Genomic DNA, 23,695 nt, shown 5'->3' on the forward strand with positions numbered 1-23,695 from the left:
ATGGCCGGGCCGGGCGTCAGTGGCCGCGGAACAGGTTCATGATGTCCTGCTTTTCCTGCTCGTCGACGTGCGGCACGGCCTCGTCGACGTTCTGCGCGGCCGGCGCCTGCGGCACGCCGACCGTCGACACGAAGCCGTGCCCCGGCGTGAACTCGGTGAAGTACAGCTCGCCGCCGAGCGATTCGACACCGTCCGGCACCGTCGGCTTGAACTCGGGCACGCCCTTCAGCGCCGCACCCATGTACTCGATCCAGACCGGCAGCGACAGGCCGCCGCCGGTTTCGCGATCGCCGAGGCTGCGCGGATTGTCGTAGCCGATCCACGCGATTGCGGCGAGCGTGTGCTGGTAGCCGGCGAACCACGCGTCGTGCGAGTCGTTCGTCGTGCCGGTCTTGCCCGCGAGGTCGGTGCGCTTGAGCACGTTGGTCCGTGCGCCCGTGCCGCGCTGCGCGACGCTCTGCAGCAGGCTGTTCATCACGTAGGCGTTGCGTGCGTCGATCGCGCGCGGCGCGTTCTGCTCCGCGACGAGCGGCTGCGCGCGCGCGACGATCGCGCCGTTCGGATCGGTGACCTCGGCGATCAGGTACGGATTGACGCGATAGCCGCCGTTCGCGAAGACCGAGTACGCGCCGGCCATCTGCAGCGGCGTGACCTGGCCGGCGCCGAGCGCCATCGGCAGGTAGGCCGGATGGCGATCGGCGTCGAAGCCGAAGCGCGTGATGTATTGCTGCGCGTATTTCGTGCCGATATTGTTGAGAATCCGGATCGACACGAGGTTGCGCGAGCGCTGCAGCGCGGTGCGCATCGACATCGGGCCCTCGAAGCCGCCGCCGTAGTTCTTCGGCTCCCACGGCTGGCCGCCCGTTTCCGCGGCGCTGAAATACAGCGGGCCGTCGTTGATCACGGTCGCCGGCCCGAGGCCCTTGTCGAGCGACGCCGAGTAGATGAACGGCTTGAACGACGAACCCGGTTGCCGCCACGCCTGCGTGACGTGGTTGAACTTGTTCTTGTTGTAGTCGAAGCCGCCGACGAGGGAGCGGATCGCCCCGTCCTGCGGGACGATCGACAGGAACGCGCCTTCGACCTGCGGCAACTGCGTGATCGACCATTTGCCGGCGTCGTTCTTCACGACGCGGACGATCGCTCCGGGGCGGATGCGGCGGTTCGGCTGCGCGTTGGTCGACAGCGCGCCCGACGCGAAGCGCAGGTTGTCGCCCTCGATCGTCGCCGTGCTGCCGTCGATGAACGCCACCGTGATCTGGCGCGGGCTCGCGGCCGTCACGACCGCGGCGATCAGCTCGCCGTTGTCGGGATGCTCGAGCAGCGCGTCGTCGATCGCCTGTTCGCGATCGTCGGCGCCGGCCGGCAGCTCGATGAAGCCTTCCGGCCCGCGATAGCCGTGGCGGCGCTCGTAATCCATGATGCCCTTGCGCAGCGCGGTGTACGCGACCTGCTGGTCCGCGGAATCGATCGTCGTGACGACGTTGAAGCCGCGCGTGTAGGTTTCCTCGCGATACTGCGCATACATCATCTGTCTGACCATTTCCGCGACGTACTCGGCGTGCACGCTGAAATCGCGGCCCGGCCCCTTGACGACGAGCGGCTGCGCGGCGGCTTCGTCGTACTGCTCGCGCGTGATGAAGTTCAGCTCGAGCATCCGCTGCAGGATGTATTCCTGGCGCACCTTCGCGCGCTTCGGGTTGACGACCGGGTTATACGCGGACGGCGCCTTCGGCAGCCCCGCGAGCATCGCGGCTTCCGCGAGCGTGATGTCCTTCAGGTCCTTGCCGAAATAGACCCGCGCGGCGCTCGCGAAGCCGTACGCGCGCTGGCCGAGATAGATCTGATTCATGTAGACCTCGAGAATCTGATCCTTCGTCAGCGCGCGCTCGATCCGGTACGCGAGCAGCATCTCGTAGATCTTGCGCGTGTAGGTCTTCTCGCTCGACAGGAAGAAGTTGCGCGCGACCTGCATCGTGATCGTGCTCGCGCCCTGCGACGCGTGGCCGTTCGTCAGCGCGACGAAGCCGGCGCGGATGATGCCGGTGAGGTCGACGCCGCCGTGATCGTAGAAGCGTGCGTCCTCGATCGCGAGGATCGCCTTCTTCAGCGAGTCGGGCACGTCCTTGAAATGGACGACGTCGCGGCGCTCCTCGCCGAATTCGCCGATCAGCACATGATCGGACGTATAGATGCGCAGCGGCACCTTCGGGCGGTAGTCGGTCAGCGCGTCGAGCGACGGCATGTTCGGCCAGGCCACGACGAGCGCGTAGCCGAGCACGAGGCCGCCGGCCACGACGAGGGCCACGCACATCGCGGCGAAGCCGAGCAGGACTTTTTGCCACCAGGGCCGCTTCTTCGGCTCCGGGGCGGGAGGCGGGGACGTAGGAGTCGTGGATTGCATAGGCATACCGGAAAACAGTCCCGCGATTATAGCTGCCCGGTAAGACCGGTCCTGACGCGGGGGCCGCCCGTCGGAAAGCCGCGGTCGGCGTGCCGTCAGCATAAGTCCGTGCGCGGCCGCCGCGAGCAGATGCTGGCCGTTTGGCCGACTGTCGGCCGCACGCATCGCTTTGCAGAATCAGGTCTCGGAAACGCGGCGTGGGCCGCGACGATCTCGGGAGGCTGGGATGGCAGGACGATGGGTGGCACGGTTTGCACAGGGCAGGTACCGGTCGACGGGAATCGACGTCGGTGCGCACGAGGTGAGGGTGGCCGTGGTGAGCCGGCGCGGCAAGTGCGCGAACGTGCGCGTCGAGGGGCTCGAGCGGGAGCCGGTCGGGTTGGCGGGCGGGCCGGAAGACGCGCGTTGGGCAGCCGTCGCGCGGTCGCTGGCGGCCGCCGTGTCACGGCTATCGGCGTCTGATGTGCAGTGCGACGTGCGCGGCGTGATGGCGCTGCACGATGACGAGATGCGTACCGCGACGCTCGATCTGGCCGGGCGCGGCGACATCCCGGACGCCGCGCGGCAAGCGGCCGAACGCATTTCGGGGCTGGCGCCGGATAGTCTGGCGTTCGACTGGCGGCATTACGGCGGCGTGCGGTCCGGCGAGATCGCGGTGGCGGTGGCGCCGCTGGCGCTGCTCGAACGGCGGATCGACGTGGCCGCCCAGGCCGGTATCGACCTGACGGTGATCGACGGCGAGTCGGTTGCCGTGCTGCGCGCGCTGCACTATGCCGCGCAGTTCGAACTCGACGCGCAGGGTGCCTACGCCGTGCTGTGGTTCTGTGACGCGGGCGTGCGCGGCTGGCGCATCGAGGGCCGGTCGGCTGTCTCGGTGCTCACCCTGTCCGGTACGTTGCCGGAAGCGCTTCCCGATGCATTGCGCCGGCGCGTGCTCGGAGCCGTGGGTTGCGTATTCGTCGCCGGGGACGAGCGATGTATCGCCCGCTTCGACACGTCCGTCGCCGAGATTGGCGATGTGCTCGGCACGGCGGTGGTGCCGTTCGACTGCACGGGGTGGGACGGCCAGCCGTGCGCGCGCGCCGGCATGCCGGGCGGCCCGGCGTTTGCCGTCGCATTCGGGCTGGCGTTGCGCGGGGTGTGGGAATGATGGCCGGTCACGTGGCGGCGAGCGGGGCCGCGGCGGTTGCGCCCGGGCAGGCGGTACTCGGCGACTTCAACCTGCTGCCGTACCGCGAGCGATTGGCGCAGGCGTTGCGGCGTCGCCGGGTCGCGCAGTGCGGTGTCGCGATCCTGCTCGGCGTGCTCGGCGCCGGCCTGTGGACGGGCGCTGCCGGGTTGTCGCGGTGGCGGGTGGACGCCGAGCGTGCCAGCGTGGAGACGCGGCTGCGGCAGTTGCAGCCCCAGGTGGCGGCTGCGACACGCGCCGCCAATGCCGCTGCCGCCGTCGCGCAGCGCGACGCGCAAGCGGCTGCGCTGGCCGCGCCCTACCGGCGCGTGGCAGGGTTGCTCGCGACCCTCATGCAGGTGCGTGCCGATCATATCCGGCTCGACGCGCTGCGCATGACGTCGACCGGCGCCGTGCTCGATGCACGTGCCGCGAGTTACCGGGCAGCTGCGCGGTGGCTCGCCGCGATGGCGCGCGAGCAGCGCGACTGGCGGATCGATATAGAGACGTTGAAGCCTGCCTCGGACGCGCCGGCTGCCACGGCCTGGATGCCGTTCCGGTTCTCGGTGCAGTTGCGCTGGCACGACGCGATGTCGTCGCGGACGGTATCGGGAGGTGGCGCATGACCGCGCTCGTGCATCGGCCGGCGCTGCGCGGAGGCGCCGGGTCGGGCGGCCTGCCGCGCGTGTCGCCGGCGGCCGTGCATGCCACGGGGTGTGTACTGGCATTCGTGGCCGTGCTGGCTGGCGGCATTCATCTGGCGAATGCCGCCGACTGGAGCGGGCTGACCCATAGTCGCGCGTTGCTCGCCGCAGCGCAGGCGCGCGCGGCCGACGCGCAGCGTATGCTCGCTGCCGCGGGACAACGACGCGACGGACATCGTGCGTCGACGCGCGACGATCATTCGCCGCATGCGCCGGAATGGGCGGCACTGATGCTGGAACTGGCCGATCTCGCCGCGTCGAGCGGGCTGCGCGGCGTATCGATCGAACCGCAGCGCGCCGATGGCGCGGAACCGGATGGCCGGCGCACCGTGCACATCGCCGCGGATGGCGGTTTTCGCGCGCTGCTGCACATGGTTGGCGGGCTCGCGCGCTTCCCGGTGCTGGCGGTACCGACGGCGCTGCGTATCGAGCGTGGCATGGCGGCGGCGCGGGTGGACATGTCCGTCGACGTGTTTCCGGCGCTGCCGGCGACAACGGCTGCTCCGGACAACACGCCGGTTCGCGCGGCGGCGCCCGACGCAGATCCGTTCGGCGAGGCTGGCCCGGCCGAAGCGGCGGGGCACACGGCGCGCCTTGCCGGCACGATTCGCGACGCGCGCGCCGGTCTCGCGTTGTTCGACGACGGCGATGGCGCGTTCACCGCCGTCGCGCCTGGCGACCTGCTCGGGGCCGCGCGCGTGGTGCGCGTCGAGCGCGCGGCCGTGACGCTTGCGACGGCGGACGGAGCGCAGCGGCTCGTCCTGGACGACGGAGGCCGGCCATGACGAAACACGGCTGTTGGCTATTTGCCATCTGGGCCGGCGTGACGGCGGCCGACGCCGGCGCGTCGTTGCCGCCGCTGCCCGCGGTCTGGCCCGCCGGGGCGACGGATGTGTCGGTGCCGGACTTGCCGCAGCCGCTGCGCGTGGCCGACGGCGGGGACGGTGCGGTAGCGCAGGACGCCGGCCCGCCGCCATTCGATCAGGCGGCGCGCACGGCACTGCCGACGGAAACCGCCGCAACGACCCCCACGCTGGAGGGGCCGCCGATCCCGTTGGCGCCGCCGGCCCGGATGAGCGACGCGGCGGCCCGGCAACCGGGCGATGCGGACGACGCGCGGCGGATCTCGCTGAATCTGCAGGGTGTCGGGCTCGCGGCCGCATTCGACGCGATCGCGCGGTTCACGGGGCTCAATATCGTCGTCGGCGAGCAGGTGCGCGGCACGGTGACGTTACGTCTGAATAATGTCCGCTGGCGCGAGGCGTTCGACACGCTGCTCGACACGCACGGGCTCGCGATGTCCCGGCGCGGCAACGTGATCTGGGTGACACCGGCGGCCGAGCTGGCCGCGCGCGAACGCGAGCGCTTCGAAATGCATGCGCGGGCCGCCGATCTGGAGCCACTCGCTAGCCGTACGTTCGTGCTGCACTATCCGCGCGCGCAGGACGTGCAACGGCTGCTGGCCGGCGCGACCGGCCAGCGTCTGCTGTCGAAGCGCGGTGCTGCTGCGGCCGATCCCCGCACGAACCTGCTGTTCGTCACCGATCTCGCGCCGCGCATCACGCAGATCGCGGGCCTGATCGATGCGATCGACCGGCCGTCGCGGCAGGTCCGGATCGAGGCCCGCATCGTCGAAGGCGAGCAGGGTTTCTCGCGCAACCTCGGGGCCCGCGTCGCGCTGCGTGCGCAGGGGCGGCCGCCAGCGGCCGAAGGCGCGTCCTTCACGGCGAACGCACGCAACGCGCTCGACCTTGCCGCGCGGCCGCTGGGCGGGTTCGACGCGGCGACCGCCGGTTTCACGCTGTTCGCCGCGCCACTCAGCCGCGTACTCGACATCGAACTGAGCGCGCTCGAGGCGCAGGGACGGGGCCAGATCGTTTCGCGTCCGCGGGTGGTGACGGCCGATCGCGTCAAGGCCATCGTCGAACAGGGTTCCGAGCTGCCGTACCAGGCGAAGGTCGGCAACGGCATGAGCGGTGTGCAGTTCCGCCGCGCGACGCTCAAGCTCGAAGTCGAGCCACAGATCACGCCGGACGGGCGCGTGGTGCTCGATCTCGACGTGACGAAGGACAGCGTCGGCGAGCCGACCGGAGCCGGCCCCGCCATCCATACGAAGCATGTGCAAACGCGTGTCGAGGTCGAGAATGGCGGGACGGTCGCGATCGGCGGCATCTATGAGCAACTGAACCGGAACGATGTGACGCGGGTGCCGCTCTTGGGCAAAATACCGATTCTGGGCGCGCTTTTCCGGCACCGCGCGCAGCGCGACCAGCGCAACGAACTGGTCGTTTTCATCACGCCGACCGTCGTCGATGCGCGTTGCGGCGCACCGGGCGCGGGCGACGCGGATGCCGAGGAAACGGGGCCGGAAGCCGCCGGCGCAGGCTCGACAAGGCAGCCGCTTTGCCAGTAAGCTGCGCCACACACCAGCAAGATTGAAGCAGAGGAAGCCGTTGCAAGCGCGGGACCCACATGCAAACGTATTTTTCGTCGGCCTTATGGGAGCGGGTAAGACCACCGTGGGCCGTGCGGTCGCGCGTCGTCTCGACAGGACGTTCTTCGACTCCGACCACGAAATCGAGGCCCGCACGGGCGCGCGCATTCCGGTGATCTTCGAGCTGGAGGGCGAGGCCGGGTTTCGCGATCGCGAAACGCAGGTGATCGCCGATCTCGCGCAGCGCGAGAACATCGTGCTCGCGACGGGCGGCGGCGCGGTGCTGCGCCCGGAAAATCGCGACAGCCTGAAAGCCAACGGCATCGTCGTCTACCTGCGCGCCAATCCGCACGATCTGTGGCTGCGCACGCGCAAGGACAAGAACCGCCCGCTGTTGCAGACGGAAGATCCGAAGGGGCGTCTCGAAGCGCTGTACGAAGCGCGCGACCCGCTGTACCGCGAATGCGCGGATTTCGTCATCGAGACCGGCCGTCCGTCGGTCAACGGTCTCGTCAACATGGTGCTGATGCAACTCGAACTGGCCGGCGTCATCGCCAAGCCGCTACAAGCATGATTACTGTCAACGTCGATCTGGGCGACCGCGCCTATCCGATTCATATTGGCGCCGGCCTGATCGGCCGCACCGAGCTGTTCGCGCCCCACATCAAGGGTTCGTCCGTCACGATCGTCACGAACACGACGGTCGATCCGCTCTATGGCGACGCGCTGCGCGCGGCGCTCGCGCCGCTCGGCAAGCGCGTGTCGACGGTCGTGCTGCCGGACGGCGAGGCGTACAAGAACTGGGAAACGCTGAACCTGATCTTCGACGGCCTGCTGACGGATCACGCCGATCGCAAGACGACGCTCGTCGCGCTCGGCGGCGGCGTGGTCGGCGACATGACCGGCTTTGCCGCCGCGTGCTACATGCGCGGCGTGCCGTTCATCCAGGTACCGACGACGCTGCTGTCGCAGGTCGATTCGTCGGTCGGCGGCAAGACGGGCATCAACCACCCGCTCGGCAAGAACATGATCGGCGCGTTCTACCAGCCGCAGGCCGTGATCGCGGACATCGGCGCGTTGACGACGCTGCCCGATCGCGAGCTGGCGGCGGGCGTGGCCGAAGTCATCAAGACGGGCGTGATCGCCGATGCCGGGTTCTTCGACTGGATCGAGGCGAACGTCGAGGCGCTGAACCGTCGCGAGCCGGCAGCGCTCGCGCATGCGGTGAAGCGTTCGTGCGAGATCAAGGCGAGCGTCGTCGCGGCCGACGAACGCGAAGGCGGCCTGCGCGCGATCCTGAACTTCGGCCACACGTTCGGCCATGCGATCGAGGCCGGGCTCGGCTATGGCGAATGGCTGCACGGCGAGGCGGTCGGCTGCGGGATGGTGATGGCGGGCGACCTGTCGGTGCGGCTCGGCCTCCTCGATGAAGCGTCGCGGCAACGCCTCGATGCGGTGATCGCGGCCGCGCATCTGCCGACCCGCGGGCCCGCGCTCGGCGACGCGCGCTACATGGACCTGATGCGCGTCGACAAGAAGGCCGAGGCCGGCGCGATCAAGTTCATCCTGCTGAAGCGATTCGGCGATACGCTGATCACGCAGGCGCCGGACGAAGCGGTATTCGCTACACTGGCGAAGACGACGCGCTAACGGCGGCCCGGATTCGCCGGCGCCCCTGACATGGAGGAGACGTGAGCGAGACATCCAGCAGCACACTGCCCGAAGCCAGCCGCGCATCCGCTGCGCCGGTGGCCGAGCCGCCGACGCTGGCGGCGCTGGAAGCCCATCTCGCTCCGTATGCCGCGCACGCGTCGCAGTCGCGCGGCCGCCGCCATCCTGAAACGCCGCCGGCGGCGCGCACCGAATTCCAGCGCGATCGCGACCGCATCGTCCATTCGACCGCGTTTCGCCGGCTCGAATACAAGACGCAGGTCTTCGTCAATCACGAAGGCGACCTGTTCCGCACCCGCCTCACGCACAGCCTCGAAGTCGCGCAGATCGCGCGCTCGGTCGCACGCAACCTGCGCCTGAACGAGGACCTCGTCGAAGCGATCTCGCTCGCGCACGATCTCGGCCATACGCCGTTCGGCCATGCCGGGCAGGACGCGCTGAATGCGTGCATGCGCGAGCACGGCGGCTTCGAGCACAACCTGCAGAGCCTCGCGGTGGTCGACGAGCTCGAGGAGCACTACGGCGCGTTCAACGGGCTGAACCTGTGTTTCGAGACGCGCGAAGGCATCCTGAAGCACTGCTCGCGCGAGAATGCGCGCAAGCTCGGCGCGCTCGGCGAGCGCTTTCTGCAGGGTCGCCAGCCGTCGCTCGAAGCGCAGCTCGCGAACATCGCCGATGAAATCGCCTACAACAACCACGACGTCGACGACGGCCTGCGCTCCGGCCTGATCACGATCGAGCAGCTCGCCGAAGTCGAGCTGTGGCAGCGCCACTACGAAGCGGCGCTCGCCGAATTCCCGCACCTCGAAGGCCGCCGTCTCGTGCACGAGACGGTGCGCCGCATCATCAACACGCTGATCGTCGACCTGATCGACGAGACGACGCGCAATCTCGCCCGCGTCGCGCCCGCGTCGCTCGACGACGTGCGCGCCGCGCCGCCGCTCGTCGCGCACAGCCCCGAGGTCGCCGCGCAGGCGGCGGCCCTCAAGCGCTTCCTCTTCAAGAACCTGTATCGCCACTACAAGGTGATGCGCATGGCGAGCAAGGCGCAACGCGTCGTCACCGGGTTGTTCGACGCGTTCATCGACGATCCGCGCCTGCTGCCGCCGCCGTACCAGTCCGACGACGCGGCGCAGCAGCCGCGTCTCGTCGCGCACTACATCGCCGGCATGACCGACCGCTTCGCGCTGAAGGAATATCAGCGCCTGTTCGTCATCAACGACAACTGACTGTCACAAACGATCACTAGACTTCGCCGGTTCAATGGCGACGGGAATGTTGCACACGCTGTTGGTAACGTTTTCATAGGAGAGGTCGATGAAGAAGAAGCCTGCGGGGACACTGGTTCGTTCGATCGCGCTCGGCGGCGCGCTGATGTTCGGGGCACAGCACGTGGCGCTCGCCGCGACGGAAATCCAGTTCTGGCATGCGATGGAGGCCGCGCTCGGCGAGCGGGTCAATGCGATCGCCGACCAGTTCAACGCGTCGCAAAGCGACTACAAGATCGTGCCGGTCTTCAAGGGCACTTACGACCAGGCGCTCGCAGCGGGCATCGCGGCCTATCGCAGCGGCAACGCGCCGGCGATCCTCCAGGTCTATGAAGTCGGCACGGCGACGATGATGCAGGCGAAGAAGGCGGTCGTGCCGGTCTACGACGTGTTCAAGCAGGCCGGCGTGACGCTCGACGAAAAGGCGTTCGTGCCGACCATTGCGAGTTACTACAGCGACGCGAAGACGGGCCACCTCGTGTCGATGCCGTTCAACAGCTCGACGCCGGTGCTGTACTACAACAAGGACGCGTTCAAGAAGGCGGGCCTCGATCCGAACCAGCCGCCGAAGACGTGGGCCGACGTGAAGGCGGATGCCGAGAAGCTGCGCAAGTCGGGGATGGCGTGCGGCTTCACGACCGGCTGGCAAGGCTGGATCCAGCTCGAAAACTACAGCGCGTGGCACGGGCTGCCGTTCGCGAGCCGCAACAACGGCTTCGACGGTACCGACGCCGTGCTCGAGTTCAACAAGCCGCAGCAGATCGAACACATCTCCTTCCTCCAGCAGATGGCGAAGGACGGCACGTTCACGTACGCGGGCCGCAAGGACGAAGCGTCGGCGAAGTTCTACAGCGGCGACTGCGGGATCCTCACGACGTCGTCGGGCGCGCTCGCGAACGTGCAGAAATTCGCGAAGTTCAGCTACGGCACGGGCATGCTGCCGTACGACGCGAACGTGAAGGGCGCGCCGCAGAACGCGATCATCGGCGGCGCGAGCCTGTGGGTGCTGGCCGGCAAGGACCCGGCGACCTACAAGGGCGTCGCGAAATTCCTCTCTTACCTGGCTTCGCCCGCGGTCGCCGCGAAGTGGCACCAGGACACCGGCTACCTGCCGGTCACGACCGCCGCGTACGACCTGACGCGCCAGCAGGGCTTCTACGCGAAGAACCCGAGCGCCGAAACCGCGATCAAGCAGATGCTGAACAAGCCGCCGCTGCCGTACACGAAGGGGCTGCGCCTGGGCAACATGCCGCAGATCCGCACGGTGGTCGACGAGGAGTTCGAACAGGTCTGGGCGCAGAAGAAGTCGCCGAAGGACGCGCTCGATTCGGCTGCGTCGCGCGGCGACGAACTGCTGCGCCGCTTCGAGAAGTCGGGCGGCTGAGCACGCATCGCCTCGTGCCGCCGGCGGTATCGCGCGTCAGCGCATGCCGTCCGGCGGCGCGGTTTCCTTTCCGTTTCGCCTGACCGGATATCCGCGATGCAATCCCGTTCCCGTTTCGGTACGAGCCCGGTGCCGTACCTGCTGATCGCGCCGCAGCTCGCGATCACCGCCGTGTTCTTCCTGTGGCCGGCCGGCGTCGCGCTGTGGCAGTCCACGCAGACGCAGGACGCGTTCGGCACGTCGAGCGAATTCGTCGGCCTCGCGAACTTCACGCACCTGTTCGCCGATCCGCTGTATCTCGATTCGATGCGCACGACGCTCGTGTTCAGTTCGCTGGTCACGGTGAGCGGGCTCGTCGTGTCGCTGCTGCTCGCCGCGTGCGCCGACCGCGTGATCCGCGGCGCGCGCGTGTACCGCACGCTGCTGATCTGGCCGTACGCGGTCGCACCGACGATCGCGGCCGTGCTGTGGGCATTCCTGTTCAACCCGAGCATCGGCCTGATCACATATGCGCTCGCGAAGGGCGGCATCGTGTGGAACCATGCGCTGAACGGCGAGCAGGCGATGTTCCTCGTCGTGCTGGCGTCGGTGTGGAAGCAGGTGAGCTACAACTTCCTGTTCTTCTACGCGGGGCTGCAGGCGATTCCGCGCTCGCTGATCGAGGCGGCGGCGATCGACGGTGCGGGGCCGGTGCGGCGCTTCTTCAACATCGTGCTGCCGCTGCTGTCGCCGACGAGTTTCTTCCTGCTGGTCGTGAACCTCGTCTACGCATTCTTCGACACCTTCCCGGTGATCGACGCGGCCACCGGCGGCGGCCCGGCGCAGAGCACCAGGACGCTGATCTACAAGATCTTCGCGGAGGGCTTCCAGGGGCTCGACATCGGCAGCTCGGGCGCGCAGTCGGTCGTGCTGATGATCATCGTCGTCGCGCTCACGGTGATCCAGTTCCGCTTCGTCGAACGCAGGGTGCAATACGCATGATCGAAAATCGCAAGGGCTTCGACCTGTTCTGCCACGCGGTGCTGATCGCGGGCGTGGTGCTGATCGTGTTCCCTGTCTACGTCGCGTTCTGCGCGGCGACGATGAACGCGCAGGAAGTGTTGACGGTGCCGCTGTCGCTCGTGCCGAGCACGCACCTGTTCGAGAACGTCGCGTACATCTGGGGGCACGGCAGCGGCGGCACGACGGCGCCGTTCGGCCGTTTGCTCGTGAACAGCTTCGCGATGGCGCTCGGCATCGCGGTCGGCAAGATCGCGGTGTCGATCCTGTCCGCATACGCGATCGTCTATTTCCGCTTCCCGTTTCGCAACACGGCGTTCTGGCTGATCTTCATCACGCTGATGCTGCCGGTGGAAGTGCGGATCTTCCCGACCGTGCAGGTCGTGTCGACGCTGCACCTGACGAACACCTACGCCGGGCTCTCGCTGCCGCTGATCGCGTCGGCCACCGCGACGTTCCTGTTCCGCCAGTTCTTCATGACGCTGCCCGACGAACTGATGGATGCCGCGCGCATCGACGGCGCGGGGCCGCTGCGCTTCTTCTGGGACGTCGTGCTGCCGCTGTCGAAGACGAGCATCGCCGCGCTGTTCGTGATCACCTTCATCTACGGCTGGAACCAGTATCTGTGGCCGATCCTGATCACGACGGAAGCGTCGCTGTCGACGGCGGTGGTGGGCATCAAGACGATGATCGCGAGCGGCGACGCCGCGACCGAATGGCAATACGTGATGGCGGCGCTGCTGCTGGCGATGATTCCGCCGCTCGTCGTCGTGCTGGCGATGCAGCGCTGGTTCGTGCGCGGCCTCGTCGATTCCGAAAAATAACCCCCACGGTAACCGGGAGAAGGACCAGGTATGGCTGCGCTGAGCTTGAAGGGCGTCAGGAAATCCTACGACGGCAAGCAGCACGTGCTGCATGGCATCGACGTGGAGATCGCCGACGGCGAATTCATCGTGCTGGTCGGCCCGTCGGGCTGCGGCAAGTCGACGTTGCTACGGATGATCGCGGGGCTCGAGAGCGTGACGGACGGCGAGATCGCGATCGGCGACCGGGTCGTCAACACGCTGGAGCCGAAGGATCGCGACATCGCGATGGTGTTCCAGAACTATGCGCTGTACCCGCACATGACGGTCGCGCAGAACATGGGTTACGGGCTGAAGATCCGCGGGATCGAGCGCGCGACGATCGATTCAAGGGTGGCCGCGGCCGCGAAGATCCTCGAGCTCGAGCCGCTGCTCGCGCGGCGCCCGCGTGAACTGTCGGGCGGCCAGCGGCAGCGCGTCGCGATGGGGCGCGCGATCGTGCGCGAGCCGTCGGTGTTCCTGTTCGACGAGCCGTTGTCGAACCTCGACGCGAAGCTGCGCGTGCAGATGCGGCTCGAGATCCAGCGGCTGCATGCGCGGCTCGCGACGACCAGCGTGTACGTGACGCACGACCAGATCGAAGCGATGACGCTCGCGCAACGGGTGATCGTGATGAATCGCGGCTACGCGGAGCAGATCGGTGCGCCGGTCGACGTGTACGAGAAGCCGGCGACGGTGTTCGTCGCGGGCTTCATCGGCTCGCCGGCGATGAACCTGATGCACGGCCGGCTGTCGGAAGACGGCGCGAGCTTCACGGTCGCCGGCGGCGGCCCCGCGCTGCCGGTGGCCGGCGCGCCGGGCATCGGCCGCGAGATCGCCACCGGGCGCGACTGGGTGCTCGGCGTGCGTCCCGAACACATGACGCCGCAGCCGGGCGTCGCGCAGGCGACGCTGCCGGTCGATTCGTGCGAGCTGCTCGGCGCGGACAATCTCGCGCACGGCCGCTGGGGCGATCACGACATCGCGGTGCGCCTGCCGCACGCGGACCGCCCCGCGCGCGGTACGGCGCTGGCGGCCGCGCTGCCCGCGCACCGGCTGCATTTCTTCGATCCCGAATCCGGCAAGCGCGCCGGCTGAAACCGCTGCATTCGCCGAGAGACCGACGATGATCACCCGTATCGACTGGCCCTATCCGCGTGTCGTCGCCCATCGCGGCGGCGGCACGCTCGCACCGGAGAACACGCTGGCCGCGCTCGACGAGGGCGCGCGGCGCGGGCACCGGATGGTCGAATTCGACGCGAAACTGTCGGCCGACGACGTGACGTTCCTGCTGCATGACGATACGGTCGACCGGACCTCGAACGGCCACGGAGCGGCGGCGGGCATGCGTTATGCGGCGCTGGCCGCGCTCGACGCGGGCGCGTGGCGCGATGCGCGCTTCGCGGGCGAACGGATGCCGACGCTCGAGGCGGCGGCGGCGCGCTGCCTCGCGCACGGGCTGGCCGCGAACGTCGAGATCAAGCCGTGCCCGGGGCGCGAGCGCGAAACCGGGCAGCGCGTGGCGGCCGACGCGGCTGCGTACTGGCGCGATGCCGCCGTTGCGCCGTTGCTGTCGTCGTTCTCGTTCGAGGCGCTGCAACAGGCGCGTGCGACGGTGCCGGCGTTGCCGCGCGGGATGCTCTACGAAGTCGTGCCGGACGACTGGCATGCGCAGGTCATCGATGCGCTCGACTGCGTATCGTTGCATGCAGACCACACTCGGCTCGACGAATCGCTGGTGCGCGCGATCAAGGCGGCCGGCTTGCGCATCCTGGTTTACACGGTGAACGACCTCGAACGGGCACGCGAACTCGCGCGCTGGGGTGTCGATGCCGTCTGCACGGACCGCATCGACCTGATCGCACCCGACGCGCTGGACGACATCGACGTCGTCTAGCGGCGATGGCCGCGTCCGCGTCCGGTAAAAAACCGTCGCCCGGACCGTGCCTGACGCGAAAAAACGACGCCCCGGCGCGCTGAGCGCCGGGGCGTTTTGCATCGTGGAGACGTTACGCCAGGAAAAATCCGCTACAAATTGCAGCAGGATTAACCATTCCCCAAATATTCGACTACGCTTAGAAGCGGTAGCCGAGGTTCAGGTACGTGACGATCGGGTTCAGCGAGATGTGGGCCTTCGACGTTTCCGTCAGCGTCCCGACCGGCGTCCGGCGGGCCGTCGTGAACGTCGCGGTCACGCTGACCGGGATGTACGACAGTGACAGGCCTGCGAACCAGTGTTTCGTGAAGTTGTACGTGAAGCCGGCGTTGAGCACGGGCGCCCACTGGTTGCTGGTCGTCGCGCTGGTCGGGCCGCCGAGCACGCCGTTCTCGAACGCGCTGTTGGTGATCTTGGCGCCGGTGAACCAGACGTACGTCGCACCGACGCCGACATACGGACGGAACTTCGCATTGGCGTCGTTGAAGTGGTAGCGAAGCAGGACGGCAGGGCTCCACTGGTATGCACGGCCGAGTACGCCGAATCTGTCGAACTGACCCTTGCCGGTGATGTCGAACTTCGGCGGGATCCCCATCACGAGCTCGGTGGAGATATGGTCGGTGACGAAGTAGCCTGCTGCGAGCCCCAGCGTGTCGGCGTCGTTGATGCCGGCGCCGGTGTTGGGAATCGATTGATTGATGGGCGTGCCGCCTACGCGGTAGACGAACAGCGGGTCACTGCTGTCCTGCGGCGAAAGGTGCAGCCAGCCGGTGCTGACGTAGAAATCACCTGCGGATTGTGCATGTGCCGTACCGCCCGCGAACGTGAATGCGAGCGCTGCGGCCCCCGTAATGGCCAGTTTTCGTTTCATTGTGTCTCCTCCGATCAAAGGCGTGCTCATTATGACGACTGCGTTTAAAACCAAACAAGCTCGTAAGTTAGAGTTTTCTCCCTAGGATTCGCACGACCGTACGCTTACGCGCGCCGCAGGGACAGGCATTCTACGCAGGTGCGCACTTTCGGACCTCCGGGTATTTCCTAACGCGTTCAAACGGACATTCAGCATGGCACGGTTAGCACGACTCTACGTTCCCGACCAGCCGCAGCACGTGATACTGCGCGGCCTGGATCAGCAACCCGCGTTCGTCGACGACCAGGACTACGAACTCTTCATCGATTGCCTGAAGGCCGCCGCACGCGATCATCACCTGTCGGTGCATGCCTACGTGCTGCTGCCGCGCCAGGTGCAACTGCTCGTGACGCCCAGCGACGAGGCCAGCCTGCCGAAGGCGATGCAGGCCGTCGGCCGTCGCTACGTCGCGCATTTCAACCGGCGCTATTCGCGCCGCGGCACGCTGTGGGAAGGCCGCTATCGCGCGACGGTGATCGAAGGCGAGCGCTATTTCCTGCTCGCGAGCCGCGTGGTCGAGATGAGCCCGGTGCGTGCGCAGCTCGTCGCGACGCCCGAGGCCTATCGCTGGTCGAGCTACCGGCATCACGTCGGGCTCACCGTCGACAGCCTGATCACCGACCATCCGCTCTACTGGGCGCTCGGCAACACGCCGTTTGACCGCCAGCGTGCGTACAAGGAGCTGTGCGAGCAGCCGCTCGACGAGCGGCAGGCCGACCAGCTGCAGCAGGCGACGCTGAAGGGCTGGGTGCTCGGCGGCGAGAATTACCGCGAGTGGGCGGCGCGCACCGCGAACCGGCGCGTTTCGCCGCTGCCGCGCGGACGCCCCAGAAAGGTGCGCGAGAACACGCCGCCGATCCAGCAGTAATGCCGGAAAGGCGGGCCAGAAGCGGCGCTGCGGGCGCCGCTTCTTTTTGCACCAAAACGATAAGGCCCCAATAAAACGGCACCAGATCAAGGAATCTGGTTAATTGGGGTTCGATCAAACGGTTTTTGTTGCTATTCCCTTGATTCGTCGCGTATATTCCGAATTCCGGTGGTCCGGGCGAAGCCTGCCCAACCACTGTCGGCCGTGCCGTCTCCCGTCGGGAGCGGGCTCGACGGCAACAAGAAAACGGTTCAACGGCCTCCAGGCCCCCTTTACGACGGTGTCCCCATGAACGACCACCAGCAGCCGCTCGCCGCGGTGCCCGCCGCACAAGGTCTGTACGACCCGCAAAACGAACACGACGCCTGCGGCGTCGGCTTCGTCGCTCACATCAAGGGCAAGAAGAGCCACGAGATCATTCAGCAAGGCCTGAAGATCCTCGAGAACCTCGATCACCGCGGCGCGGTTGGCGCCGATCCGCTGATGGGCGACGGCGCGGGCATCCTGATCCAGATTCCGGACGCGTTCTATCGCGAGGAAATGGCGAAGCAGGGCGTGGACCTGCCGCCGGCCGGCGAGTACGGGGTGGGGATGATCTTCCTGCCGAAGGAAAACGCATCGCGTCTCGCGTGCGAGCAGGAGCTCGAGCGTACGGTGAAGGCCGAAGGCCAGGTCGTGCTGGGCTGGCGCGACGTGCCGGTCGACCATGCGATGCCGATCTCGCCGACGGTCAAGGCGAGCGAGCCGCTGATCCGCCAGATCTTCATCGGCCGCGGCAAGGACATCATGGTGACGGACGCGCTCGAGCGGAAGCTGTACGTGATCCGCAAGACGGCGAGCCACCGCATCCAGGCGCTGAAGCTCAAGCACGGCAAGGAATACTTCGTGCCGTCGATGTCGGCGCGCACGATCGTCTACAAGGGACTGCTGCTGGCGGGCCAGGTCGGCGTGTACTACCGCGACCTGCAGGACCCGCGCGTCGTGTCGGCGCTCGCGCTCGTGCACCAGCGCTTCTCGACCAACACGTTCCCGGCGTGGGAGCTGGCTCACCCGTACCGGATGATCGCGCACAACGGCGAGATCAACACCGTGAAGGGCAACGTGAACTGGCTGAACGCACGTACCGGCGCGATCGCATCGCACGTGCTCGCCGACGACCTGCCGAAGCTGTGGCCGCTGATCTATCCGGGCCAGTCGGATACCGCATCGTTCGACAACTGTCTCGAACTGCTGGTGATGGCCGGCTACCCGCTCGTGCATGCGGTGATGATGATGATCCCGGAAGCATGGGAACAGCACACGCTGATGGACGAGAACCGCCGCGCGTTCTACGAATACCACGCCGCGATGATGGAACCGTGGGACGGCCCGGCCGCGATCGCGTTCACCGACGGTCGCCAGATCGGCGCGACGCTCGACCGTAACGGCCTGCGCCCGGCGCGCTACATCGTGACCGACGACGACCTCGTCATCATGGCGTCGGAAGCCGGCACGCTGCCGATCCCCGAATCGAAGATCGTCAAGAAGTGGCGCCTGCAGCCGGGCAAGATGTTCCTGATCGACATGGAACACGGCCGCATCATCGACGACAAGGAACTGAAGGACAACCTCGCGAACGCGAAGCCGTACAAGAGCTGGATCGACGCGGTGCGCATCAAGCTCGACGAGATCGAGCCGAAGGCCGAGGAAGTCGCGGCCGGCCGCACGCAGGGCGCCGCGCTGCTCGACCGCCAGCAGGCGTTCGGCTACACGCAGGAAGACCTGAAGTTCCTGATGGCGCCGATGGCGCAGCAGGGCGAGGAAGCCGTCGGTTCGATGGGCAACGACTCGCCGCTCGCGGTGATGTCGAACAAGAACAAGACGCTCTATCACTACTTCAAGCAGCTGTTCGCGCAGGTCACGAACCCGCCGATCGACCCGATCCGCGAGAACATGGTGATGTCGCTCGTGTCGTTCATCGGCCCGAAGCCGAACCTGCTCGACACGAACAACATCAACCCGCCGATGCGGCTCGAAGTGTCGCAGCCGGTGCTCGACTTCAAGGACATCGCGAAGATCCGCGCGATCGACCAGTACACGGGCGGCAAGTTCAGCGCGTACGAGCTGAACATCTGCTACCCGGTCGCGTGGGGCAAGGAAGGCATCGAGGCGCGCCTCGCGTCGCTGTGCGCGGAAGCCGTCGACGCGGTGAAGTCGGGCTACAACATGCTGATCGTGTCGGACCGCAAGACCGACGCCGAGCACGTCGCGATTCCGGCGCTGCTCGCCACGTCGGCGATCCACACGCACCTCGTCCAGCAAGGGCTGCGCACGAGCACGGGCCTCGTCGTCGAGACGGGCTCCGCGCGTGAAACGCACCACTTCGCGCTGCTCGCGGGCTACGGCGCGGAAGCCGTGCACCCGTACCTCGCGATGGAAACGCTCGCGAAGATGGCCGAAGGCCTGCCGGGCGACCTGTCGCCGGAGAAGGCCGTCTACAACTTCACGAAGGCGGTCGGCAAGGGCCTGCAGAAGGTGATGTCGAAGATGGGCATCTCGACGTACATGTCGTACACGGGCGCGCAGATCTTCGAAGCGCTCGGCCTGTCGAGCGACCTCGTCGAGAAGTACTTCAAGGGCACGGCGTCGAAGGTCGGCGGCATCGGCCTGTTCGAAGTCGCGGAAGAGGCGATCCGTCTGCACCGCGATGCGTTCGGCGACAGCCCGGTCCTGCGCGACATGCTCGACGCGGGCGGCGAGTACGCGTACCGCGTGCGCGGCGAAGACCACATGTGGACGCCGGATTCGATCGCGAAGCTGCAGCACGCGACGCGCAGCAACTCGTACCAGACGTACAAGGAATACGCGCACCTGATCAACGACCAGACCAAGCGTCACATGACGTTCCGCGGCCTGTTCGAGTTCAAGGTCGAGCCGACCAAGGCGATCCCGATCGACGACGTCGAGCCGGCGAAGGAGATCGTCAAGCGCTTCGCGACCGGCGCGATGTCGCTCGGTTCGATCAGCACCGAAGCGCACGCGACGCTCGCGGTCGCGATGAACCGGATCGGCGGCAAGTCGAACACCGGCGAAGGCGGCGAGGACCAGAAGCGCTATCGCAACGAACTGCGCGGCATTCCGATCAAGGCGGGCGAGACGCTGAAGTCGGTGATCGGCGACGAGATCGTCAGCGACATTCCGCTGAAGGACGGCGATTCGCTGCGCTCGAAGATCAAGCAGGTCGCATCGGGCCGCTTCGGCGTCACCGCCGAGTACCTGGCGTCGGCCGACCAGATCCAGATCAAGATGGCGCAGGGCGCGAAGCCGGGCGAAGGCGGCCAGCTGCCGGGCCACAAGGTGTCGGAATACATCGGCAAGCTGCGTTACTCGGTGCCGGGCGTCGGCCTGATCTCGCCGCCGCCGCACCACGACATCTACTCGATCGAGGATCTGGCGCAGCTGATCCACGACCTGAAGAACGTGAACCCGAGCGCGAGCATCTCCGTGAAGCTCGTGTCGGAAGTGGGCGTGGGCACGGTTGCGGCCGGTGTCGCGAAGGCGAAGGCCGATCACGTCGTGATCGCCGGCCATGACGGCGGCACGGGCGCGTCGCCGCTGTCGTCGGTCAAGCATGCCGGCACGCCGTGGGAGCTTGGCCTGGCCGAAACGCAGCAGACGCTGGTGCTGAACCGCCTGCGCGGCCGCATTCGCGTGCAGGCCGACGGCCAGATGAAGACGGGCCGCGACGTCGTGATCGGCGCGCTGCTCGGCGCGGACGAATTCGGCTTCGCGACGGCGCCGCTCGTCGTCGAGGGCTGCATCATGATGCGCAAGTGCCACCTGAACACGTGCCCGGTCGGCGTCGCGACGCAGGACCCGGTGCTGCGTGCGAAGTTCAAGGGCCAGCCCGAGCACGTCGTGAACTACTTCTTCTTCGTCGCCGAGGAAGTGCGCGAGATCATGGCGCAGCTCGGCGTCGCGAAGTTCGACGACCTGATCGGCCGCGCCGACCTGCTCGATACGCGCAAGGGCATCGAGCACTGGAAGGCGAAGGGCCTCGACTTCTCGCGCGTGTTCTACCAGCCGGAAGAGTGCGAGGACGTCGCGCCGCGCCACGTCGACGTGCAGGATCACGGCCTCGAGCGCGCGCTCGACCACGTGCTGATCGAGAAGGCGAAGGCCGCGATCGAGAACGGCGAGCATGTGTCGTTCATCCAGCCGGTGCGCAACGTGAACCGGACGGTCGGCGCGATGCTGTCGGGCGTGATCGCGAAGAAGCACGGCCACGACGGCCTGGCCGACGACGCGGTGCACATCCAGCTGAAGGGCACGGCCGGCCAGAGCTTCGGCGCGTTCCTCGCGAAGGGCGTGACGCTCGACCTCGTCGGCGACGGCAACGACTACGTCGGCAAGGGCCTGTCGGGCGGCCGGATCATTATCCGTCCGACCAACGACTTCCGCGGCAAGTCCGAGGAAAACATCATCTGCGGCAACACGGTGATGTACGGCGCGATCGAAGGCGAAGCGTTCTTCCGCGGCGTGGCCGGCGAGCGCTTCTGCGTGCGCAACTCGGGCGCGACGGCGGTCGTCGAAGGCACGGGCGACCACGGCTGCGAATACATGACGGGCGGCACGGTCGTCGTGCTCGGCGAGACGGGGCGCAACTTCGCGGCCGGCATGTCGGGCGGCCTCGCGTACATCTACGATCCGGAAGGCACGTTCGCGGCGAAGTGCAACAAGTCGATGGTCGCGCTCGAGCCGGTGCTGCAGCAGGCCGAGCAGGAACGCACGGTCGACCGCGCGCTCTGGCACGAAGGCACGACGGACGAAGCGCTGCTCAAGGGGCTCGTCGAGCGTCATTTCCAGTTCACGGGTTCGCCGCGCGCGAAGTCGCTGCTGGAAAACTGGGACGCGGCGCGCCGCCAGTTCGTGAAGGTGTTCCCGCACGAATACAAGCGCGCGCTGGGCGAGATCGGTGCGAAGAAGGCGGCGAAGGAAGTGCTGGCCGCCTGAGCGACGAACGACATAGCGAATGCCGCGCGCGCCTGACGGCCGCGCGCGGCTCCCCCACCCGATACACCGAACAGAAGAGCACCTTATGGGCAAGGCAACCGGTTTTCTGGAGTTCGAACGCCGCCACGAGGCGTACGAAGCACCGCTCACGCGCGTGAAGCACTACAAGGAATTCGTCGCGGCACTGACCGACGCGGACGCGAAGATCCAGGGCGCGCGCTGCATGGATTGCGGCATCCCGTTCTGCAACAACGGCTGCCCGGTCAACAACATCATCCCGGACTTCAACGATCTCGTTTACCGCCAGGACTGGCAGCAGGCGATCGAAGTCCTGCACTCGACCAACAACTTCCCGGAATTCACGGGCCGCATCTGCCCGGCGCCGTGCGAAGCGGCGTGCACGCTCGGGATCAACGACGATCCGGTCGGCATCAAGTCGATCGAGCACGCGATCATCGACAAGGCTTGGGGCGAAGGCTGGGTCAAGCCGCTGCCGGCCGAACACAAGACGGGCAAGAAGGTCGCGGTCGTCGGTTCGGGCCCCGCGGGCCTCGCCGCCGCGCAGCAGCTCGCGCGCGCGGGCCACGACGTGACGGTGTTCGAGAAGAACGACCGCATCGGCGGCCTGCTGCGTTACGGGATTCCCGACTTCAAGCTCGAGAAGTGGCTGATCGACCGCCGCATGCGCCAGATGGAAGCGGAAGGCGTGACGTTCCGCACCAGCGTGTTCATCGGCAAGGAGCCGCTGCCCGAGTCGATCGGCAGCCTCGCGAAGGAAACCATTTCGCCGGACACGCTGAAGGAAGAATTCGACGCGGTCGTGATCGCCGGTGGTTCGGAAACGCCGCGCGACCTGCCGGTGCCGGGCCGCGAACTCGCGGGCGTCCATTTCGCGATGGACTTCCTGCCGCAGCAGAACCGCGTGAACGCGGGCGACAAGCTGACCGACCAGCTGCTCGCGAAGGGCAAGCACGTGATCGTGATCGGTGGCGGCGATACGGGTTCGGACTGCGTCGGCACGTCGAACCGTCACGGCGCGAAGCACGTCACGCAGTTCGAGCTGCTGCCGCAGCCGCCGGAAGAGGAAAACAAGCCGCTCGTGTGGCCGTACTGGCCGATCAAGCTGCGCACGTCGTCGTCGCACGACGAGGGTTGCGAGCGTGACTGGGCGGTCGCGACGAAGCGTCTCGAAGGCAAGAACGGCAAGGTCGAGAAGCTGATCGCGGTGCGCGTCGAGTGGAAGGACGGCAAGATGCAGGAAGTGCCGGGTTCCGAGTTCGAGATGAAGGCCGATCTCGTGCTGCTCGCGATGGGCTTCACGCAGCCGGCCGCGCCGGTGCTCGACGCGTTCGGCGTCGCGAAGGATGCGCGCGGCAATGCGCGTGCGGCGACCGAAGGCGATCGTTCGTACTACACGTCGGTCGACAAGGTGTTCGCGGCAGGCGACATGCGTCGCGGCCAGTCGCTCGTGGTGTGGGCGATCCGCGAAGGCCGCCAGTGCGCGCGCTCGGTCGACGCGTACCTGATGGGGCATTCGGAACTGCCGCGCTGAGCTGAAGCGCGCGAGCGGGTTTCGATGGAAGCCGGGCGTCCGAAAGGGCGCCCGGTTTTTTATTTTTGAGGCTGCGAGCGAGCGCGAGCTTGTTCGGTTGCGGCGCCCAACGGATCGATGGTTTGCCCGTAGCTTGCAAGCTGCCCGTTGCAATCAATCATCGCGGTGTATCGGGTTTCGTCGACGCGCAGCGGGAATTCCCACACACCCAGCTTCCATGCGTGATACTGCGGCGCGCCGTCGAACCGGATGCTGTCCGGCGGTATTCCATGCTCTTCGAGAAGACGGGCCTGGACATTTTTTCGTAGCGCGTCGACAGACATGTCGGGGCAACTGCCTTCGGTCCGCTCATATCGGGATGTCGCGACGACGATGAACAGCAATGCGTAAGTGCAGATCGTTGCGATCACTAGCCAGAGAACCAGCTGGAGCGATCCGCGTATGACTCTGGAAATCATGGTGCGCTCGAGGTGGGATGAGCAACGTGAGGGGTAATCCGGGCGGGTATTTCGGCCACCGGATTTTCACCCCGGACGCGCGCGAGCCGGTAGCCCTGAGTGGAG

At 67.2% G+C, this 23,695-nt stretch carries 18 protein-coding genes; 15 read left to right on the plus strand and 3 right to left on the minus strand.

Annotated elements, in window-relative coordinates:
* Positions 1-16 precede the first annotated feature (16 nt).
* Positions 17-2,404 carry a penicillin-binding protein 1A gene (locus AP428_RS15060; protein WP_085962274.1) on the minus strand — a complete coding sequence of 796 codons (2,388 nt, stop codon included), beginning with the start codon at positions 2,402-2,404 and terminating at the stop codon, positions 17-19.
* Positions 2,405-2,630: 226 nt separating this feature from the next.
* Between AP428_RS15060 and AP428_RS15065 the strand changes: the two genes are divergently transcribed.
* The 12 genes from AP428_RS15065 (at position 2,631) to ugpQ (ending at position 14,771) form a co-directional block, all read left to right on the plus strand.
* Positions 2,631-3,554 carry a competence protein ComA gene (locus AP428_RS15065; RefSeq protein ID WP_011546632.1) on the plus strand — a complete coding sequence of 308 codons (924 nt, stop codon included), beginning with the start codon at positions 2,631-2,633 and terminating at the stop codon, positions 3,552-3,554.
* Positions 3,554-4,198: a hypothetical protein gene (locus AP428_RS15070; protein ID WP_011546631.1), complete on the plus strand. Its 645-nt coding sequence runs from the start codon at positions 3,554-3,556 to the stop codon at positions 4,196-4,198. Before AP428_RS15065 ends, AP428_RS15070 begins: the two co-directional genes overlap by 1 nt.
* The gene (locus AP428_RS15075) at positions 4,195-5,061 is read left to right on the plus strand and encodes a hypothetical protein (RefSeq protein WP_054928284.1); all 867 of its coding nucleotides are present in this window, start codon (positions 4,195-4,197) and stop codon (positions 5,059-5,061) included. The genes AP428_RS15070 and AP428_RS15075 overlap by 4 nt, the downstream gene beginning before the upstream one ends.
* On the plus strand, positions 5,058-6,689 hold the full coding sequence (locus AP428_RS15080; RefSeq protein ID WP_054928285.1) for a type IV pilus secretin PilQ: 1,632 nt from the start codon (positions 5,058-5,060) through the stop codon (positions 6,687-6,689). Before AP428_RS15075 ends, AP428_RS15080 begins: the two co-directional genes overlap by 4 nt.
* 40 nt (positions 6,690-6,729) lie before the next feature.
* The gene (gene aroK / locus AP428_RS15085; protein ID WP_054928286.1) at positions 6,730-7,284 is read left to right on the plus strand and encodes a shikimate kinase AroK; all 555 of its coding nucleotides are present in this window, start codon (positions 6,730-6,732) and stop codon (positions 7,282-7,284) included.
* Entirely contained in the window at positions 7,281-8,360 is a 1,080-nt protein-coding gene (gene aroB, locus AP428_RS15090; protein WP_054928287.1) for a 3-dehydroquinate synthase, read from the plus strand. Before aroK ends, aroB begins: the two co-directional genes overlap by 4 nt.
* 41 nt (positions 8,361-8,401) lie before the next feature.
* Positions 8,402-9,610: a deoxyguanosinetriphosphate triphosphohydrolase gene (locus AP428_RS15095; protein WP_011546628.1), complete on the plus strand. Its 1,209-nt coding sequence runs from the start codon at positions 8,402-8,404 to the stop codon at positions 9,608-9,610.
* A gap of 88 nt (positions 9,611-9,698) precedes the next feature.
* Positions 9,699-11,033, plus strand: a complete 1,335-nt coding sequence (gene ugpB / locus AP428_RS15100; RefSeq protein WP_054928288.1) for a sn-glycerol-3-phosphate ABC transporter substrate-binding protein UgpB — start codon at positions 9,699-9,701, stop codon at positions 11,031-11,033.
* Positions 11,034-11,129: 96 nt separating this feature from the next.
* Positions 11,130-12,014 carry a sn-glycerol-3-phosphate ABC transporter permease UgpA gene (gene ugpA, locus AP428_RS15105; RefSeq protein ID WP_011546626.1) on the plus strand — a complete coding sequence of 295 codons (885 nt, stop codon included), beginning with the start codon at positions 11,130-11,132 and terminating at the stop codon, positions 12,012-12,014.
* Positions 12,011-12,856, plus strand: coding sequence for a sn-glycerol-3-phosphate ABC transporter permease UgpE (ugpE, locus tag AP428_RS15110; RefSeq protein ID WP_006477155.1), 846 nt, complete (start codon positions 12,011-12,013; stop codon positions 12,854-12,856). Before ugpA ends, ugpE begins: the two co-directional genes overlap by 4 nt.
* Before the next feature lie 30 nt (positions 12,857-12,886).
* The gene (locus AP428_RS15115; protein ID WP_011546625.1) at positions 12,887-13,972 is read left to right on the plus strand and encodes a sn-glycerol-3-phosphate import ATP-binding protein UgpC; all 1,086 of its coding nucleotides are present in this window, start codon (positions 12,887-12,889) and stop codon (positions 13,970-13,972) included.
* A 28-nt stretch (positions 13,973-14,000) separates the two neighbouring features.
* Positions 14,001-14,771, plus strand: coding sequence for a glycerophosphodiester phosphodiesterase (gene ugpQ / locus AP428_RS15120; RefSeq protein ID WP_006477153.1), 771 nt, complete (start codon positions 14,001-14,003; stop codon positions 14,769-14,771).
* A gap of 178 nt (positions 14,772-14,949) precedes the next feature.
* Here the strand turns inward: ugpQ and AP428_RS15125 are convergent, their stop codons facing one another.
* Positions 14,950-15,681 (minus strand): OmpW family protein, encoded by a 732-nt coding sequence (locus AP428_RS15125; RefSeq protein ID WP_011546624.1) that lies wholly within the window; start codon positions 15,679-15,681, stop codon positions 14,950-14,952.
* A gap of 193 nt (positions 15,682-15,874) precedes the next feature.
* On the opposite strand from AP428_RS15125, the gene AP428_RS15130 reads away from it, so the two are divergent.
* The 3 genes from AP428_RS15130 (at position 15,875) to AP428_RS15140 (ending at position 23,132) form a co-directional block, all read left to right on the plus strand.
* On the plus strand, positions 15,875-16,588 hold the full coding sequence (locus AP428_RS15130) for a transposase (RefSeq protein ID WP_006477151.1): 714 nt from the start codon (positions 15,875-15,877) through the stop codon (positions 16,586-16,588).
* A 288-nt stretch (positions 16,589-16,876) separates the two neighbouring features.
* Positions 16,877-21,580, plus strand: coding sequence for a glutamate synthase-related protein (locus AP428_RS15135; protein WP_012327769.1), 4,704 nt, complete (start codon positions 16,877-16,879; stop codon positions 21,578-21,580).
* Between the two features lie 85 nt (positions 21,581-21,665).
* Positions 21,666-23,132, plus strand: a complete 1,467-nt coding sequence (locus AP428_RS15140) for a glutamate synthase subunit beta (protein WP_054928289.1) — start codon at positions 21,666-21,668, stop codon at positions 23,130-23,132.
* Positions 23,133-23,191: 59 nt separating this feature from the next.
* Here AP428_RS15140 and AP428_RS15145 read toward each other — a convergent pair whose 3' ends face one another.
* Positions 23,192-23,590, minus strand: coding sequence for a hypothetical protein (locus AP428_RS15145; RefSeq protein ID WP_054928290.1), 399 nt, complete (start codon positions 23,588-23,590; stop codon positions 23,192-23,194).
* Positions 23,591-23,695 lie beyond the last annotated feature (105 nt).

Origin of the sequence: Burkholderia sp. E168m22 (assembly GCF_001319805.1) — a bacterium.
Classification (GTDB): domain Bacteria; phylum Pseudomonadota; class Gammaproteobacteria; order Burkholderiales; family Burkholderiaceae; genus Burkholderia; species Burkholderia orbicola.

What these genes read in the sequence shown, in the direction of transcription:
- AP428_RS15135 (WP_012327769.1), top strand. Translation starts at nt 16,877, where the DNA reads ATGAACGACCACCAGCAGCCGCTCGCCGCGGTGCCCGCCGCACAAGGT.
- AP428_RS15080 (WP_054928285.1), top strand. Translation starts at nt 5,058, where the DNA reads ATGACGAAACACGGCTGTTGGCTATTTGCCATCTGGGCCGGCGTGACG.
- AP428_RS15125 (WP_011546624.1), bottom strand. Translation starts at nt 15,681, where the DNA reads ATGAAACGAAAACTGGCCATTACGGGGGCCGCAGCGCTCGCATTCACG.
- ugpE (WP_006477155.1), top strand. Translation starts at nt 12,011, where the DNA reads ATGATCGAAAATCGCAAGGGCTTCGACCTGTTCTGCCACGCGGTGCTG.
- aroB (WP_054928287.1), top strand. Translation starts at nt 7,281, where the DNA reads ATGATTACTGTCAACGTCGATCTGGGCGACCGCGCCTATCCGATTCAT.
- AP428_RS15115 (WP_011546625.1), top strand. Translation starts at nt 12,887, where the DNA reads ATGGCTGCGCTGAGCTTGAAGGGCGTCAGGAAATCCTACGACGGCAAG.
- ugpB (WP_054928288.1), top strand. Translation starts at nt 9,699, where the DNA reads ATGAAGAAGAAGCCTGCGGGGACACTGGTTCGTTCGATCGCGCTCGGC.
- AP428_RS15140 (WP_054928289.1), top strand. Translation starts at nt 21,666, where the DNA reads ATGGGCAAGGCAACCGGTTTTCTGGAGTTCGAACGCCGCCACGAGGCG.
- AP428_RS15060 (WP_085962274.1), bottom strand. Translation starts at nt 2,404, where the DNA reads ATGCAATCCACGACTCCTACGTCCCCGCCTCCCGCCCCGGAGCCGAAG.
- AP428_RS15070 (WP_011546631.1), top strand. Translation starts at nt 3,554, where the DNA reads ATGGCCGGTCACGTGGCGGCGAGCGGGGCCGCGGCGGTTGCGCCCGGG.
- AP428_RS15130 (WP_006477151.1), top strand. Translation starts at nt 15,875, where the DNA reads ATGGCACGGTTAGCACGACTCTACGTTCCCGACCAGCCGCAGCACGTG.
- AP428_RS15075 (WP_054928284.1), top strand. Translation starts at nt 4,195, where the DNA reads ATGACCGCGCTCGTGCATCGGCCGGCGCTGCGCGGAGGCGCCGGGTCG.
- AP428_RS15065 (WP_011546632.1), top strand. Translation starts at nt 2,631, where the DNA reads ATGGCAGGACGATGGGTGGCACGGTTTGCACAGGGCAGGTACCGGTCG.
- ugpQ (WP_006477153.1), top strand. Translation starts at nt 14,001, where the DNA reads ATGATCACCCGTATCGACTGGCCCTATCCGCGTGTCGTCGCCCATCGC.
- ugpA (WP_011546626.1), top strand. Translation starts at nt 11,130, where the DNA reads ATGCAATCCCGTTCCCGTTTCGGTACGAGCCCGGTGCCGTACCTGCTG.
- AP428_RS15145 (WP_054928290.1), bottom strand. Translation starts at nt 23,590, where the DNA reads ATGATTTCCAGAGTCATACGCGGATCGCTCCAGCTGGTTCTCTGGCTA.